The sequence below is a fragment of the Oscillibacter sp. MSJ-31 genome, assembly GCF_018918025.1.
Classification (GTDB): Bacteria; Bacillota; Clostridia; order Oscillospirales; family Oscillospiraceae; genus Hominicoprocola.
The window spans coordinates 153,257-169,451 of record NZ_JAHLPT010000004.1; the positions used below are offsets into that span (position 1 = coordinate 153,257).

Sequence of the window (16,195 nt, forward strand, 5' to 3'; positions counted from 1 at the left end):
CGGACCGTCCCATATTCTTATTGCCTTTGCGCTGCGGTCTGCTGCCCGAGCAGGTGGAAGCACAGCGCCGTGAGCAGGGGGATAGCGTAGGCGAGCAGCTGCGCCGTGCCGCCGACGCTCACGAGCAGGTTATAGATGGCGTGGTAGATGATGGCGACGCAGAGCAGGCCGAACAGACACGCCGCGCGGAGCGGGCGGCTGCCCCACACGGGGCGCAGGACGCGGCCGTACACGCTGCCGCAGACGATGTGCATCGCGCCCGTACCGAAGCCGCGGACGAGCAGATAAACGAACTGCCCCGCGCCGTTCTGCGTCAGGTAGCAGACGTTCTCAAAGGTGGCGAAGCTCGCGGCCACCACGATGGCGGCGAGGCGGAAGCGCTCCGCGTCCGGCTCGAACACCGCGAGGTAAAAGAGCAGCGGCAGCAGCTTCATGATCTCCTCCACCACCGGCGCAATCTGTGCGGCGGCGTTCAGCGCGTCTGCGGCGTAGAGCTGGGCGAAGAAGGTGTTGAGGTACGCCGCGAGCAGGCACATTCCCATGCCCGCGAGGCAGAAAAGCAGCAGCGGACGCTGTTTCCTCCGCAGGAGCAGCAGTGCCACGAGCAGCGGGGCCGCCATGCACACGAGGACGTTTTCGATGTAGGTCATGCGTCCACCGCCTTTCGCAGCGCAGGCAGGAGCAGAAGGAGCACGAGCGAGAGCAGGAAGTCGAACCAGAAGTAGGGGTTCGTCAGCGTGTCGCTCACCCAGAAGCACGAGGAGGTCCACAGCGCGTACTCCAGCGCCGCGAAAGCAAGCACCGTTCCTCCGCCGTCGGCAGCGTGAGCGTCAGCGCGAGGAGAAAGACGAAGCTCGCGAGCCACGCGAGGTCGGAGACGTAGAAGACCTGCGGCGTTTCCTGCCGCAGCAGCAGGTGCAGCGTCCAGTAGAGCGTGCCGAGCGCGAAGGTCGCATAAAAGCAGGTCAGCAGGAACCACGGCCGGCGGCGCGCCCGGTAGTATTCCCGCAGCGCGGCGCAGAAGCCGTAGGCCGTCACAAGGAACTGTACGAGGTAATCCAAAAGCTCAAGCATCGCCGCGCTCCTCCTCGCTGCCCTCGTCCCGCTCCCGCTCATGCAGGCGGACGCACAGCACCGTCACGCACACGCCGAGCGCGAAGGCCAGCAGTCCCACTAAAAGATAGCCGAGGCTCTCACCGGTGAACAGACTGGCGGTCATGCCGCCATAGTAGTCCGCGCCGGAGAAGCGCGCCGTGACGGACGGCATCGCCAGCGCGAGACCGAGGATCACCGCAAGACAGGCCGCCGCGCGGATCGGTAGAGGTACGCTCGAAAGCCGCCGTCGCGGATGCGGGGCTGTTTGGCGATCAGGTAGGCGAACACTTCGATCATCAGGTCCTTGGACTCGTGGAGGTCGTGAAGGCAGCCGTCGAGGTAGAGCGTGAGCTTGTCGCCGTGGCGCTCCATGAGAGCGCTCAGACCGTCCTCGTCGCCGCCGAGATAGCGGCGGTAGAGAATATCGTCGGTCACCATGACGCGCCGCCTCCCGTGCTTTTTTCTCCATTATAGGGAATAGCGGTCCCGCTTGCAAGGGGAAACGTCCCTGCGGGACGACAGAAAAAATCGGCCGCCGAAGCAAGCGCTTCGGCGGCCGCAGTCGCTGTGGTCAGATCCTGGTGAGGTAGATGACGCCCTCGACGGCGCTGAGCTCCCGAAGGATATCGTCGAGCGACGTGCGGCCCTCCGCCCAGAGGGTGAACGTGCCGCACACAAGGTTGTCGCCGTAGCCGGAATCGGCGTACAGCTCCAGCTCCGAGAGTGTGCAGTCCTTTTCCCGCGCGAGGCGGACGAGTTGCCCGATGCTCAGCTTCGAGCGGAGCTCGAAGTAGACGGTGGCGGTCTTCTGCCGGCTCTGGATGCGCACGTCCACCAGCCGCAGCACGTTCATCGCCAGCAGAATGAAGGCGTAGCACACCGTGCCGCCCGTGTAGAAGCCCGCGCCGATGGCGGTGCCGATGATGGATACCGCCCAGAGTCCGGCGGCGGTCGTCAGACCCTTGATCTCATGGCTCTTGGTGACGAGAATGGTGCCCGCGCCGAGAAAGCCCAGACCGGTGATGACCGAGGCCGGCATACGCACGAGGTCGGTCGAGCCGAAGACGTCGCCGATGTAGAGGTTCGTCATCATCACCAGCGCGGCAGCGTCCGCGACAATGATGTAGGTGCGGAAGCCCGCCGCCTGCCGGTGCCGCTCGCGCTCATAGCCGAGCGTGCCGGCGAACACGGTCGTGAGCAGCAGCCGCACCGTGATGGAAAGGAGCGAGAGCGAGGAGAGCTGCGAAAAAAAGGTGTCCATCCGATCATTCACCCGCCTTAAAGAAAGAATGGCCGCTTTTGGCGCGGCCCGTTGTGGTCATATGGGAGAAAAACAGCAGTCCAAATCTCCCATACGTTTGGAAGGTTATACCACAACTGAACGGAGAATGCAAGAGAAAATCGTCCGCCGCGGAAATTTTTTTCCGCAGCGGACGATCGGGAGGACTCAGACCTCGTGCCAGACGGCGTCGATGACTCTCTGGTGCGCGTCGCTCTTAAACGCGCGGGACAGGCAGATGACGGTGTAGATGCTCTCAACGCCCGCAAGCAGCAGGGAAACGCCCATGTAGATCATCAGCGCCGCCGCGCCGTCGAAGGGGTCGAGGATCATCAGCACGCCGAGCACAGCGCCCACGATGCCCAGCAGCAGATTCAGTCCCCAGCTGCCGAGACCGAAGCGGCGCAGCTCTACGGCGGCCTGAATGGAAAAGACGCTGTCGATGATGATGTAGAAGCCGAGGATGATGGGCAGGACGGTCAGCGCTCCGGTGGGGTGGGCAAGAAGCAGAACACCCGCGAGCGTGCTGAGAATGCCCACGATCAGGTCGAAGCGGAAGAGGATGCCGATGACGCCGATGCTGAAGTAGCGGGCGATCTCGCACACGCCCATGGCGATGCACAGCGCGCCGGTGAGATAGCACACGGCCAGCGCGGAGATGTCGGGGCGGAGGATCATCGCGGCGCCCAGCACGATCATGCAGCAGGATACGACGATGGCCCAGAGACGGTAACGCTTTAAGGTTTCCATAGTTCACAGCTCCTTTATTTTCATGGGAATTGAAATGATAAAATGAAGCGGCAGGAGCGCCGCGCCGCGGTCCCTCCTGCAAGCATAGGATACCGCGCTGCAAGCGGCATTTCCATAGGCAGATAACGGTGAAATGCACAAAATTTGTGATTTTTTTCGTCAAAACGGAAAAAGCCCCGAGACCCTGCGGTCTCGGTACGACGTTTTATTTCAGAGACGATATAGCTCCGGCCGACGGTCGTGAAAGACGTTGATGGCGGCGCGGACCTCCGCAAGGACGGAAAAATCGAGCGCGGCGGTGACGATCTCCTCGCCCGCTCCGGCGGCGGCGAGCAGCTCACCGCGGGGTCCGAGGATGCGCGACGCGCCGCCGAACACAGTCTCGCCCGCCGTGCCGCAGGAGTTGCAGGCGGCGAGGAAGAGCTGGTTTTCGATGGCGCGCGCCGCTGTGAGCGTTTCCCAATGATACCGCCGCGCGGCGGGCCACTGCGCGGGCAGGAGCAGCAGCTCGACGCCCTGAAGCGCCAGCGTGCGGAAAAGCTCGGGGAAGCGGAGGTCGTAGCAGATGAGCAGGCCGCATTTGTGCCCGTCGAGCGAAAAGGTCGTGAGGTGATCGCCGGCGGCGTAGTGCTCGTGCTCGCCCATCGGGGTAAAGAGATGCATTTTGTCGTAGGCTGCGAGACACGCGCCCTGTCGGTCAAAGACGTAGGCGGTGTTGTACACGCGCCCGCCACGCCGGTCGGAGACCGAGCCGGCGACGATGTTCATGTTCAGCTCGCGGGCGAGCGGCGCGCACAGCGCCTTCACCGCCTCGCCGCCGCGGTCGCTCCGCTCCGGCAGATGGTCGGCGGGGAAGAAGCCGGTGTTCCAAGTTTCCGGCAGCAGTGCGGTGTCCGCGCCCTCCGCCGCCGCGCGGCGCAGCAGCGCCTCCGCGTGCGCGAAATTATAGGCGCTCTCCCCCAAACGCATATCCATCTGAATGACGCTCAACCTCATGCGCAGACCTCCTTGAATTTGGTTTGGACCGGCAGCGACGCTCACGCGCCGGCGCTGTAGTTTTCCCTGTAGAAGTCATCCTCCGTGACGCCCTCGAACACGGCGCCGTAGAGTGCGGCGAAAAGCAGCTTTTTCATCGTGCAGTCCAGCCTTTCTCATTCCTCGGCAAAGCGCGTGCGCGCCCGACCGATCTTTTTCTCGTAGCGGTCCTCCTCGGAGAAGATGCAGCCGCAGTATTTCTGGAGATAAAGCCCCATCTCACGAGCCTTTGCCTGTCCCGCGCGGAAGCCGGGGCGGAAGTCACGGTAGAGAAATTCCACGCCGTACTTTCTCGCCATCGTCTCGCCGACCGCCTTGAGCAGCTCGTGGTTCTGGTAGGGGGAAATGAGCAGCGAGGAGGTGAACGCCTCGTAGCCGTGCTCGCTCGCGTACTTCGCCGCCGTGCCGAGACGGATGGTGTAGCAGTGCGCGCAGCGGTGGTCAATGTCCGCGGCGACGGCGCGGACGAAGTCGCGCAGGCCGTAGTCCTCTAAGATATGCACCTCGACCCGCTCCTTTTCTCCGTATTCAAGCAGCGTCGAGCGACGCTGGTCGTACTCTGTCCACGGGTGGATGTTCGGGTTGAACCACAGCGACACCGGCTCGATGCCCTCGCCGCGCAGGGTGTCCACGCAGTAGACCGAGCAGGGGGCGCAGCAGGAATGTAAAAGAATTTTATCCATAAAAGTCATCTCACGAAACGTTATCGGTATTTTCTTGAACGGACAAACGCGGAAAAAGGTTCCCGCGAAGGAGCCGTCCTTCAAAAGTTTAACATATTGTAAAGCCTTTGACAACGCCCCTTTTTTCAATTGACGAACCGTGCGCGATTATAGTATAATACATTGATTTAATATGCGGCGCTGTGCGCCGGCGAAGGAGATAGAGCCTATGTGGATCGCGGACAAGTGGGAGGATTACGAGCTGCTCGACTGCGGCGGCGGCGAAAAGCTGGAGCGCTGGGGGCGGCAGATCCTCGTGCGTCCCGACCCGCAGGCCATCTGGGAGACGCCGCACGCGAACCGCGGCTGGAAAAACGCGCAGGGACGCTACCACCGTTCGTCCACCGGCGGCGGACATTGGGACAAGGAAAAGCTGCCCGAGCAGTGGCGGATGCGTTACCGCGATCTGACGTTCCAGTGCAAGCCTATGAACTTCAAGCACACGGGACTCTTTCCCGAGCAGGCGGTGAACTGGGACTTTGCGAGTGAGAAGATCGAGCAGGCGGGCCGTCCCATCCGTGTGCTGAACCTCTTTGCCTACACGGGCGCGGCGAGCGTCGCCTGCGCCAAGAGCGGCGCGAGCGTCTGCCACGTCGACGCCGCCAAGGGCATGGTCGCCTGGGCGAAGGAGAACGCAAAGGTCAGCGGTCTGGCCGACGCGCCGATCCGCTGGATCGTGGACGACTGCGCGAAGTTCGTCGAGCGCGAGATCCGCCGCGGCAAGACCTACGATGCCATCATCATGGACCCGCCGAGCTACGGCCGCGGCCCGGGCGGCGAGGTCTGGAAGCTGGAGGATAACCTCTTTCCGTTCGTGAAGCTCTGTTCTCAGGTGCTCAGCGACAAGCCGCTGTTCGTCATCATCAATTCCTACACCACGGGCCTTGCGCCCTCGGTGCTCGGCTATATGCTCCATCTGCTCGTCGCGGAGAAGTACGGCGGCAGGGTGACGTGGGACGAGCTGGGGCTGCCTGTCACCGAGACCGGGCTCGCGCTGCCCTGCGGCGCGACCGGAAGATGGTGCAGTGAATAAACAAAGGAAGAAAAATTATGTCAACCATGCTGCGGACTGAAAACCTGACCTATTCCTACCCCGCTTCGGAGGAGAACGAGCAGCCGACGCTCGCGCTCGACGGTGTGACGCTTGCCATCGAGCGAGGGAGCTTCACCGTTATCCTCGGCCACAACGGCAGCGGAAAATCCACGCTCGCCAAGACCTTCAACGCCGTGCTGCTGCCCTCGGGCGGCAGGGTGTACGTCGACGGCATGGACACCACGGACGAGAAGCTGCTGCTCGAGATCCGCCGCCGCGTGGGCATGGTGTTCCAGAACCCCGACAACCAGATCGTCGCGAACGTGGTGGAGGAGGACGTGGCCTTCGCACCCGAGAACCTCGGCGTGCCGACGGAGGAGATCCGGCGGCGCGTGGACGACGCGCTGCGCACCGTCGGCATGGAGAAATTTGCAAAGCACGCGCCGCACCTGCTCTCCGGCGGACAGAAGCAGCGTATCGCCATCGCGGGCGTGCTGGCGATGCGCCCGCAGTGCATCGTGCTCGACGAGGCGACCGCCATGCTCGACCCCATCGGCCGCAGCGAGGTCATTTCGACCATCGAACGGCTCAACCGCGACGAGGGCATCACCGTTGTGCTCATCACCCACCACATGAACGAAGCCGAGCACGCCGACCGCGTGATCGTGATGAACGAGGGCCGCGTCGCCATGGACGGCGCGCCGCGCGAGGTGTTCGCGCAGGTGGAACGGCTTCGCGCCATTGGTCTGACCGTGCCGGACACGGTGGAGCTTTTATACGAGCTGCGCGGCGCGGGCTGCGACCTGCCGCTCACGGCCATCACTGTGGACGAGTGCGCCGACGCCATTGCAAGGTGCTTTGGAAAATCCGCAAAAGAGGACAACTGAGTTGAACGAGATCATTCGTATTGAAAATCTGACCCACACCTACGGCGAGGGCACGCCCTTCCGCCGCAGCGCGGTGGAAAACCTGTCGCTCGACATTTACCGCGGCGAGTTTCTCGGTCTCATCGGGCACACGGGCAGCGGCAAATCGACGCTGATCCAGCACCTCAACGGTCTGCTCAAGCCGACGGGCGGCCGCGTGCTGCTCGACGGCGAGGACATCTGGGCCGACCCGAAGAAGATCCGCAGCGTGCGCTTCCGCGTGGGGCTGGTGTTTCAGTATCCGGAGTACCAGCTCTTTGAGGAGACCGTCTACCGCGACATCGCCTTCGGCCCCACCAACATGGGCCTGACCGGCGCGGAGCTGGACCGCCGCGTGCATGACGCCGCCCGCTTCGCAGGACTGGACGAGGGCCTGCTGCAAAAGTCGCCCTTCGCGCTCTCCGGCGGGCAGAAGCGCCGCGTCGCCATCGCGGGCGTGATCGCCATGGAGCCGGAGGTGCTGGTGCTCGACGAGCCGAGCGCGGGTCTTGACCCGCGCGGGCGCGAGGAGCTGCTTGCCCATATCCGCGCCTATCACAAGGAGCGCGGCAACACCGTCGTGCTCGTCAGCCACTCGATGGACGAGATCGCGCAGAACGTGGACCGCATCGCCGTGCTCTCCGACGCTCATGTGCTCATGAGCGGCACGCCGCGCGAGGTGTTCGCCCGCGCGGACGAGCTGGTCGCCGCGGGCCTTGACGTGCCGCAGGTGACGCGCGTCGCCATGGCGCTGCGCGCCAAGGGGCTGCCCATCGACCCTGCGGTCTACACGGTCGCGGAGCTGAAGGCGGCGCTGCTTGCGCTGCGAAAGGGGGGAGCCGTATGCTGAAGGACATCACCCTCGGCCAGTATTTCCCCGGCGACACGCTCGCCCACCGGCTCGACCCGCGCACCAAGCTGCTGACGACCGTTCTTTATATCATAGCCATCTTTCTGGCAAAGGGCCCCATTGCCTACGGCGTGCTGATCCTGACGCTGATCGTCTCCGTGCGCATCTCGAAGGTGGGCGCGAGGGCGCTCTTCCGCGGCCTCAAGCCGGTGCTGTTCATCATCGCCTTCACCGCGGTGCTGAACCTCTTCTACACCCCCGGCACCGTCATCGCGCAGTTCTGGATCTTCCACGTCACGCGCGAGGGCGTGATCACCGCCATCGCCATGATGCTGCGCATCTCGCTGCTGATCATGGGGACCTTCCTTCTGACCTACACCACCAGCCCCATCCGCCTGACCGACGGGCTGGAGGACCTGCTCGGCCCGCTCAAGAAGCTCGGCGTGCCGGTGCATGAGCTGGCGATGATGATGTCCATCGCGCTGCGCTTCATCCCCACGCTCATCGAGGAGACGGACAAGATCATGTCCGCCCAGCGCGCCCGCGGCGCGGACTTTGAGAGCGGCAATCTGCTCCAGCGCGCCAAGGCGCTCATTCCGCTGCTCGTGCCGCTGTTCGTCAGCGCGTTCCGCCGTGCGGACGAGCTGGCGACGGCGATGGAGTGCCGCTGCTACCACGGCGGTGAGGGGCGCACGAAGCTCCACGTCCTGCGCTACGAGACACGGGACTATCTGACGCTCGCGTTCTACGCCGCGCTGTGCGCGGCGATGATCGCGCTGAAAAAGTTTTTCTAAAATTCAAAAAAAGGACACGAATCATGCGTAACATTGCGCTAAAATTGATGTATAACGGCACGGCCTATCACGGCTGGCAGATGCAGCGGACCGAGGCGAGCGTGCAGGAGACGCTCCAGCGCGGTCTTTCGATGGTCTGCGGCGAGAGGGTCAAGCTCACCGGCGTCGGCCGCACGGACGCGGGCGTTCACGCCGAGCGCTATGTTGCGAATTTCCGCACGAGCTCCCGCATCCCCATCGACCGCCTGCCCTTCGCCGTCAACACCCATACGCCCGAGGACATCGTGGTGCGCGAGGCGCTGGAGGTGGCGGACGATTTCAACGCCATCGGCTCGTGCCTGAAGAAGGAATACACCTACCGCATCTACAACTCGCGCATCAAGAACCCGTTTTATGTGAACCGTGCGTACTTCTACCCCAAAAAGCTCGACGAGGCCGTGATGGACGCGGCGGCGCGGGCGTTTGAGGGCACGCACGATTTCCGCGCCGTGCGCTCGGTCGGTACGGAAACGAAGACCACCGTCCGCACCGTGCACTACTGCCGCGTGACGCGCCGCGGCGAGCTTCTGGAGCTCAAGGTCTGCGCGGACGGATTTCTCTACAACATGGTGCGCGCCATCACCGGCACGGTGCTCTACGCCGCCGAGGGCAAGCTCACGGCGGAGGACATTCCGAAAATACTCGACTCCGGCGACCGCACGCTCGCCGGCCCCACGGTGCCGCCGGGGGGACTGTACATGACCAGACTTTGGTATGAGGATGAACGGCTCAATGACTGACAAGGATAAGCTCTCGCGCGAGGATCTGCGCGCGGACCGCGCCGCGCCGCCGCGCCGCGGCACACTCCACCGTATTCTGGTGCTGGTGGCGGTGCTCGCGGTCGTGCTGGGAGCGGTGCTCGCCGCGGCGTATCTGGACCTGTCGAATTTCGACAGTCTCCGCCGTGCGCTGAGCTACGATAAGGCCGACGCCGCGGGCGAGAACACCTATGATTACGACAACGACCGCACGAACCGCTTCGCCCTCCTCGGCGACCGCCTGCTGGTCGTTTCCACCACGCGCGTGAGCGTGCTCGCCGACGACGGCAGCGAGGTCTACGCGCAGGAGGTCAAGCTCGATTCGCCCGCCATCGCCCTCGGCGGCCGCACCGCCGCGGTCTACGACGTCGGCGGCACGACGCTCTATATCCTCGGCGAAAGGGGCCTTGTGCGCGACCTGAGCACCGAGACGGAAAACGGCATTATTTCGGCGAAGCTCAACTCCTCCGATATGCTGGCGCTCGTGACGGACAAGAGCGGCTACAAGTCCTCCGTCTCGGTCTACAACGCCTCGGGAGAGCGCGTGTTCACCTTCAATTCCTCCAACCGCTACATGATCGACGCCTGCGTGGAGCGCGGCGGCAAGCACGTCGCGGTCGCGACGCTCGGCTCGGAGGACGCCATGTTCGTCAGTACGATCCGCCGCTACGCGCTCGATCAGGAGACGGCGGTCTCCGCCTGCGTGCTGGACGATTCGCTGCTCTACGAGCTCTCAAGCTTCGGCGGCACGCTCGTCGCCGTGACGGACGACCGCTTCCTCGCGCTCAGCGGCGACGGCTCGCTCGGCGGCTCCTACGACTACGCCTATCCCTATCTGCGCGGCAGCACGCTCGGCGGGACGGATTTCGGCGCGCTCGTGCTCTCGCGCTACCGCTCAGGCAGCGCGGGCAAGCTCGTCACCGTCGGCGCGGAGGGCAACCTCATCGCCTCGCTCGACACGCAGCGCGACGTGCTGGACATTTCGGCGGCGGGGAAGTATCTTGCCGTGCTCTACAGCGACGAGCTGGTCATCTACACCTCCGACCTTGCCGAGTACGCCTCGCTCACCGACACGCAGTACGCGCGCGGCGTGCGGATGCGCGCCGACGGCTCGGCGGTGCTGCTCGGCTCGCAGCACGGCTGGCTCTTTGTGCCGTAATTAGAAAAATGTTTCACTTGAAAGGTAAGCGAAAAGCATGGATAATGCACTTATCATTGATCTCGTTCTGGCTGCCGTGCTGGCATTGTTCGCGCTCCTCGGCGCGCGCAAGGGCCTCATCCGCAGCCTGATGGCGCTCGTGAGCGTGGTGGTCGCGCTCATCGGCGCGACGCTGCTCACCGCGATGTTCGTCGAGCCGGTCACCGACCTCGTCTACCCCAAGGTGGAGGAGAGAGTGCTTGAGCAGTTTGAGCGCGATATTCCGTCCGACGCGCTGGCCGCGGAGGACGGCGACCTGAGCGCCGGCGGACTGCTGCCCGACGAGCTGAGCGATCTGCTCGGCGAAGCGCTCGATACGCTCAAGCGCTTCGGCGTCTCCGACGACGCCATCGACGGCGTGACAAAGAGCGTGACCGATTCCGCCGTTTCCGCGGCGGAGCGGGCGGCGTACCTGCTCGTCAAGACCATCGTGCAGGCCGCGCTGTTCCTCGCGTTCTTCCTTGCGCTGATGCTGCTGCTCCGTCTGCTCACGCACGGGCTCGACCGCCTTTTCTCGCTGCCGGTGCTCGCGCAGCTCAACGGCCTCGGCGGCGCGGCGCTCTCGCTCATGGAAGGCGCTCTGCTTATTTTTCTCATTGTATTCCTCGCGCCGCGCCTCGGCGTGACGTGGTTTGCGGACCATGCGGCGGGCACGCACCTGCTCGCGTGGTTTCTGAACAACACCCCGCGATCCATCATCGCATCTCTCACATAACGGAGGTTTCCCATTATGCAGCCACAACTTTGCTCCAGATGTAAAAAGAACGTTGCCGTTGTCTTCATCACCCGCATGGAGAACGGTAAAAATATCAACGAGGGTCTTTGCCTCAAGTGCGCCAAGAATCTCGGCTTGCCGCAGGTGAACGAGATGATGCAGCGCATGGGCATCACCGACGAGGACCTTGACAACATCTCCAACGAGATGATGAGCGCGTTCGGCGGCGCCGAAAACCTTGAGGGCATCGACGCGCCCGACGGCGACGACGAGGAGGACGGCAAGACCGCGACCTTCCCGTTTCTCGGCCGCCTTTTCGGCGGGCAGAACGGCGACGCGCCCGCGCCTGCGGACGGCGCGGCGGACGGCCCGGGCCGCGCCGAGCGCGGCAAGAAGAACGACAAGGCCGCCAAGCATAAATTTCTTGACAGCTATTGCATCAACCTCTCCCAGCGCGCCCGCGACGGCAAGCTCGACGCGGTGATCGGCCGCGACGAGGAGATCGAGCGCGTCGTTCAGATTCTCAACCGCCGCCAGAAGAACAACCCCTGCCTCATCGGCGAGCCGGGCGTCGGCAAGACGGCCATCGCCGAGGGCCTTGCCCAGCGCATCGCCGCGGGCGAGGTGCCCTTCAAGCTCCGCAGCAAGGAGGTCTATCTCCTTGACCTCACCGCGCTCGTCGCCGGCACGCAGTTCCGCGGCCAGTTCGAGAGCCGCATGAAGGGTCTTATTGAGGAGATCCGCAAGCTCGGCAATATCATTCTCGTCATCGACGAGGTGCATAACATCGTCGGCGCGGGCGACGCCGAGGGCAGCATGAACGCCGCCAATATTTTGAAGCCCGCCCTTTCGCGCGGCGAAATTCAGGTCATCGGCGCGACGACCTTCAACGAGTACCGCAAGCACATCGAGAAGGACACCGCGCTCGAGCGCCGCTTCCAGCCCGTCACGGTCAACGAGCCGAGCATGGAGGATACGCTCAAAATTCTCAAGGGCATCGCTCACTACTACGAGTCCTTCCACGGCGTGAAAATTCCCGACGGTATCCTGCGCCAGGCTGTCGTGCTCTCCGAACGCTACATCACCGACCGCTTCCTGCCGGACAAGGCCATCGACCTGATCGACGAGGCGTGCTCGGATATGAACCTGCACGACAAAAACATCAACCGCCGCATGGAGCTGCGCCGCGAGCTGGACGATTACGCCAAGGAGCGCGAGCTGCTCGAGGCGGAGACCGAGAATCCCGACTTCGAGCGCCTTGCCGAGCTGAAAAGTCTGGAGCTTCAGGCGCAGAGCGAGCTGGACGGTCTCTGCGCGCAGGGCGATCCCGAGCTGACGATGGACAATCTCGCCCGCGTGATCGAGCTGTGGACGAAAATTCCCGCCAGCCGCATCCGCGAGGCCGAGTTCAAGCGCCTGAGCGAGCTGGCCGACCGCCTGAAAAAGCACATCATCGGGCAGGACGAGGCCGTGGACGCGGTCGCTGCGGCCATTCGCCGCGGGCGCGTGGGCATCAGCCCGAAGCACAAGCCCGTGAGCTTCATTTTCGTCGGCCCCACCGGCGTGGGCAAGACGGAGCTGGTCAAGCAGCTTGCCGCCGACCTCTTCGACTCGCCCGACTCGCTCATTCGTCTCGATATGTCGGAGTTTATGGAGAAGCACTCCGTCTCGCGTCTCGTCGGCTCCCCTCCGGGCTACGTCGGCTACGACGAGGCCGGTCAGCTGACCGAAAAGATCCGCCGCAAGCCCTACGCCGTCATTCTCTTCGATGAGATCGAGAAGGCGCATCCGGACGTGCTGAACGTCCTGCTGCAAATTCTTGACGACGGCGAGGTGACCGACGCGCACGGCCGCAAGGTCAACTTTGAAAACACCGTCATCGTCATGACCTCCAACGCCGGCAGCGACCGCAAGGAGGGCAGCGTCGGCTTCGGCCGCAGCGTGAACGAGCAGAACCGCGAGCGCACGATGAAGGCGCTCGGCGAGTTCCTGCGTCCCGAGTTCATCAACCGCGTGGACGAGATCATCTGCTTCAATCGCCTCGACGAGAAGAACTTCGTATCCATCGCCCGCATCATGCTCGACGAGCTGGCGGCCAGCCTGAAGGAGAAGGGCTTCATCTTCACCTATGACGATGCCGTTGCCGCGTATCTGGCGAACAAGTCCTACTCGCTCACCTACGGCGCGCGCAACCTGCGCCGCACCATCCAGAAGGAGCTGGAGGACGTCATCGCCACGCGCATCATCGACTCCTACGACCACCCCGTCACGCAGCTGCGCGCCGTGATGAAGGACGGCGCGATCGACCTTTTGAGCCTATAATAAAAAGAAAGAAAAAGGGGAGAGAGGACATGAGAAATCCGTTCCGCAAGGACATTGAGCCGCGCTGTGCCTACTGCGCCCACGGCTCTGCGGTGAACGAGCGCGAGGTCGCCTGCTCGCGCAGGGGCGTGGTGGACGGCAGCGACCACTGCCGCCACTTCCGCTACGACCCTCTGCGCCGCGTGCCGCCGCGGCCCGCCTCGCTCGATCCCAAAGCGCACTCACCGGAGGATTTTTCCCTCTGAGAGTTATATAAAAATGAAGAGAGAAGGACGCATCATGGAGATCAAAACCGTTTACGCCGTCTATTTCAGCGCTACCGGAAGGACCCGCAAGGTCGTCACCACCCTGGCAAACGCCATTGCGCAGACGCTGGAGCTGCCGCTCGAGACCGTCGACTTCACCCTGCCTGCCGCGCGGGAGGAGACCTATGCCTTCACGGACAAGGACCTCGTGATCTTCGGCACGCCGACCTACGCCGGCAAGGTGCCCAACAAGCTCCTGCCCTTTGTGCAGACCGGCTTTGCCGGAAACGGCGCGCTTGCCGTGCCGGTCGTGACCTTCGGCAACCGCAGCTTTGATAACTCCCTCGCCGAGCTGTGCGCGAGTCTGGAGAACGCGGGCTTCCACACCATCGCCGCCGGCGCGTTCGCCTGCCAGCACGCCTTTTCGGATACGCTGGCTGCGGGCCGTCCCGACCGCGAGGACATGACCGTGCTCGCGCAGCTCGGCGCGGCGGTCGTGACGAAGCTCGGCAAAATGACCGAGATCCCCGCGCCTGTTCAGGTCGACGGCGACGCGGACGCGCCCTACTACCGTCCCCTCGGACTGGACGGCGAGCCGAAAAACTTCCTCAAGGCCAAGCCGCAGACCGACCGGCGCAAATGCACCGGCTGCGGCGTGTGCGCGGCGCTCTGCCCGATGGGCAGCATCAGCCGCGAGGACCCCGCCGAGGTCACGGGCGTGTGCATCAAGTGCCATGCCTGCGTGCGGAACTGCCCGACGGGCGCGAAGTATTTCGACGACGAGGCGTTCCTCTCCCACAAGGCGATGCTCGAGCGCGACTACACCCGCCGCGCCGACGCGAAGATATTCCTGTAAAGCAGCAAAAAGGAGTCCCCTGTCCATGCGGACAGGGGACTCCTTTTTTTGGCGCCTTAAGGCGTGGAAATAAACCCCCAGTTCTACTGGGGGAAGAAAAATAGCTTTAGCATGAGTAAAACCTCGGTCCCGTCAAGATTTATGCGCAAAATTGTTTGCAGGCTCCGGCTGAGTGAAGTCAGCCGGCAACGGAGGCGTCGTCCAGAGCCGCCTCCAAGTGCTTCATGTTCATGTATTTCTTGTTGCCCCACTGGGTGCCCGCCACGTGGCGCAGCCTCGCGCAGACCAGCATCAGGGCGGAGTTGCCATCCGGGAATGTCCCCACCACCCGCGTCCGTCGGCGGATCTCACGGTTCAGCCGCTCGATCACGTTGTTGGTGCGGATGCGCGTCCAGTGCTCGCTGGGAAAGTCACAATAGGTCAGCGTCTCCTCAATGCCGTCCTCGACCTTCTTGGCGGCCTCCTTCAGCTTCATGGCGCGCAGCTCGGCGACCACGGCTTTCGCCTTCTCGCGGGACGCCTTTTTGCTCTCCTGGGCGTGGATCGCCTTGAGCATTTTTGCCACAATTTTGACCTTGGATTTAGGCACAACAGAGAAAACGTTGCGGTAGAAATGTACCGTGCAGCGTTGGTATTTGGCCTCGGGGAACACTTCGCCCACGGCCTCCAGCATTCCCATGCACTTGTCACCAACGATGAGCTTTACGCCGTCCAAGCCGCGTCCACGAAGCCATTGGAAGAAACTGACCCAGCTGGCCTTATCCTCTTTCATCCCCTCAGCGGCACCCAAAACCTCACGAAAACCGTCCTCATTCACGGCGATCGCCACCAAAACAGCAACATTTTCGTACTCTCCGCCCCAGTTGCGGCGCAGGTAGATGCCGTCCACGTAGACGTATGGATAGCACCTGCCCTGCAAGGGGCGGTTGCGCCAATCCTCGATGTGGACGTAGGCTTTCTTGTTCAGCTCGCTGATGGTAGCGGGCGAGGCCTTGCTGCCCCACAGCGCCTCCGTGATGTCCTCCACCCGGCGCACGGAAACGCCTGCCAGGTACATCTCGATGAGGGCCTCCTCCACGCTGCTCTCCCGGCGGCGATACCGCTCGATGATGGCAGTCTCGAAGGATACGCCCTTGAGCCGCGGCATGTGGAGCGTGACGTCGCCGGAGGTCGTGGTGAGATTGCGGTCATAGTGACCGCTGCGGTAGCCCTGACGGGCCTCGCTGCGCTCATAGCGGGCGGCCTGCGTCAGCGACTCCGCCTCCTTTTCCAGCAGCTCGTTCAGAGTTTCCTCCACACTTCCTCGAACTAATTCTTTGAGCTGCCCCTTGATAATTTCCTCATTCAGCTGTACAATTTTCTCGGACATAGTTTGCTGTCTCCTTTCAGAATGGTGTGTGGTAACTTCATTCTACCAGAGCCTGCAAGCTATGTCTTCTTTTATGCTTTTTCCAATTTGCGCAAGTTATTGTACATTATCAAAACCTCCTATTGCGGTATACTGGTAAAGGTTTGGCGACCGCATTACCAGAGCAATAGGAGGTTTTATGCAATTTAAAAAAGACGAAAGAAACGAAATAAAGAGCACATCACATTCAA

18 protein-coding genes and 1 pseudogene are annotated in these 16,195 nt (G+C 63.0%); 10 read left to right on the forward strand and 9 right to left on the reverse strand.

Features of this window, described 5'->3' with window-relative positions; genetic code table 11:
• Positions 1-17 precede the first annotated feature (17 nt).
• From KQI17_RS05220 to KQI17_RS05255, 8 genes are all read right to left on the reverse strand, one after another.
• On the reverse strand, positions 18-650 hold the full coding sequence (locus tag KQI17_RS05220; RefSeq protein ID WP_216495131.1) for a PrsW family glutamic-type intramembrane protease: 633 nt from the start codon (positions 648-650) through the stop codon (positions 18-20).
• Between the two features lie 94 nt (positions 651-744).
• Positions 745-1,074 carry a hypothetical protein gene (locus tag KQI17_RS05225; protein ID WP_253285693.1) on the reverse strand — a complete coding sequence of 110 codons (330 nt, stop codon included), beginning with the start codon at positions 1,072-1,074 and terminating at the stop codon, positions 745-747.
• Positions 1,067-1,291, reverse strand: coding sequence for a hypothetical protein (locus tag KQI17_RS05230; RefSeq protein WP_216495132.1), 225 nt, complete (start codon positions 1,289-1,291; stop codon positions 1,067-1,069). The genes KQI17_RS05225 and KQI17_RS05230 overlap by 8 nt, the downstream gene beginning before the upstream one ends.
• A complete protein-coding gene (locus KQI17_RS05235) occupies positions 1,288-1,533 on the reverse strand; it encodes an RNA polymerase sigma factor (RefSeq protein WP_216495133.1) in 246 nt (81 codons plus the stop codon). Before KQI17_RS05235 ends, KQI17_RS05230 begins: the two co-directional genes overlap by 4 nt.
• Positions 1,534-1,666: 133 nt before the next feature.
• Positions 1,667-2,356, reverse strand: a complete 690-nt coding sequence (locus KQI17_RS05240; protein WP_216495134.1) for an MgtC/SapB family protein — start codon at positions 2,354-2,356, stop codon at positions 1,667-1,669.
• Between the two features lie 186 nt (positions 2,357-2,542).
• Complete coding sequence (locus tag KQI17_RS05245) at positions 2,543-3,124, reverse strand: HdeD family acid-resistance protein (protein ID WP_216495135.1); 582 nt, start codon at positions 3,122-3,124, stop codon at positions 2,543-2,545.
• A gap of 210 nt (positions 3,125-3,334) precedes the next feature.
• Positions 3,335-4,120, reverse strand: a complete 786-nt coding sequence (locus KQI17_RS05250) for a carbon-nitrogen family hydrolase (RefSeq protein WP_216495136.1) — start codon at positions 4,118-4,120, stop codon at positions 3,335-3,337.
• 155 nt (positions 4,121-4,275) lie between these two features.
• Positions 4,276-4,842: an epoxyqueuosine reductase QueH gene (locus KQI17_RS05255; RefSeq protein WP_216495137.1), complete on the reverse strand. Its 567-nt coding sequence runs from the start codon at positions 4,840-4,842 to the stop codon at positions 4,276-4,278.
• A gap of 208 nt (positions 4,843-5,050) precedes the next feature.
• Between KQI17_RS05255 and KQI17_RS05260 the strand changes: the two genes are divergently transcribed.
• The 10 genes from KQI17_RS05260 to KQI17_RS05305 are packed head-to-tail and all read left to right on the forward strand — an operon-like array spanning position 5,051 to position 14,596.
• Positions 5,051-5,914, forward strand: coding sequence for a class I SAM-dependent methyltransferase (locus tag KQI17_RS05260; RefSeq protein ID WP_216495138.1), 864 nt, complete (start codon positions 5,051-5,053; stop codon positions 5,912-5,914).
• 17 nt (positions 5,915-5,931) lie between these two features.
• Positions 5,932-6,801: an energy-coupling factor transporter ATPase gene (locus KQI17_RS05265; protein ID WP_253285694.1), complete on the forward strand. Its 870-nt coding sequence runs from the start codon at positions 5,932-5,934 to the stop codon at positions 6,799-6,801.
• A 1-nt stretch (position 6,802) separates the two neighbouring features.
• Positions 6,803-7,669, forward strand: coding sequence for an energy-coupling factor transporter ATPase (locus tag KQI17_RS05270; RefSeq protein WP_216495139.1), 867 nt, complete (start codon positions 6,803-6,805; stop codon positions 7,667-7,669).
• On the forward strand, positions 7,663-8,463 hold the full coding sequence (locus tag KQI17_RS05275; protein WP_216495140.1) for an energy-coupling factor transporter transmembrane protein EcfT: 801 nt from the start codon (positions 7,663-7,665) through the stop codon (positions 8,461-8,463). Before KQI17_RS05270 ends, KQI17_RS05275 begins: the two co-directional genes overlap by 7 nt.
• 23 nt (positions 8,464-8,486) lie before the next feature.
• Positions 8,487-9,242, forward strand: coding sequence for a tRNA pseudouridine(38-40) synthase TruA (gene truA, locus KQI17_RS05280; RefSeq protein WP_216495141.1), 756 nt, complete (start codon positions 8,487-8,489; stop codon positions 9,240-9,242).
• A complete protein-coding gene (locus tag KQI17_RS05285) occupies positions 9,235-10,419 on the forward strand; it encodes a DUF5711 family protein (RefSeq protein ID WP_216495142.1) in 1,185 nt (394 codons plus the stop codon). The genes truA and KQI17_RS05285 overlap by 8 nt, the downstream gene beginning before the upstream one ends.
• Positions 10,420-10,456: 37 nt before the next feature.
• Complete coding sequence (locus KQI17_RS05290) at positions 10,457-11,173, forward strand: CvpA family protein (protein WP_216495143.1); 717 nt, start codon at positions 10,457-10,459, stop codon at positions 11,171-11,173.
• A 15-nt stretch (positions 11,174-11,188) separates the two neighbouring features.
• Positions 11,189-13,495 (forward strand): ATP-dependent Clp protease ATP-binding subunit, encoded by a 2,307-nt coding sequence (locus tag KQI17_RS05295; RefSeq protein WP_216495144.1) that lies wholly within the window; start codon positions 11,189-11,191, stop codon positions 13,493-13,495.
• A gap of 29 nt (positions 13,496-13,524) precedes the next feature.
• A complete protein-coding gene (locus KQI17_RS05300) occupies positions 13,525-13,740 on the forward strand; it encodes a hypothetical protein (RefSeq protein WP_022018437.1) in 216 nt (71 codons plus the stop codon).
• A gap of 34 nt (positions 13,741-13,774) precedes the next feature.
• Positions 13,775-14,596 (forward strand): 4Fe-4S binding protein, encoded by an 822-nt coding sequence (locus KQI17_RS05305; RefSeq protein ID WP_216495145.1) that lies wholly within the window; start codon positions 13,775-13,777, stop codon positions 14,594-14,596.
• 178 nt (positions 14,597-14,774) lie between these two features.
• Here KQI17_RS05305 and KQI17_RS05310 read toward each other — a convergent pair.
• A pseudogene (locus KQI17_RS05310) lies at positions 14,775-15,971 on the reverse strand (IS256 family transposase); the annotation flags it as partial.
• Positions 15,972-16,195 lie beyond the last annotated feature (224 nt).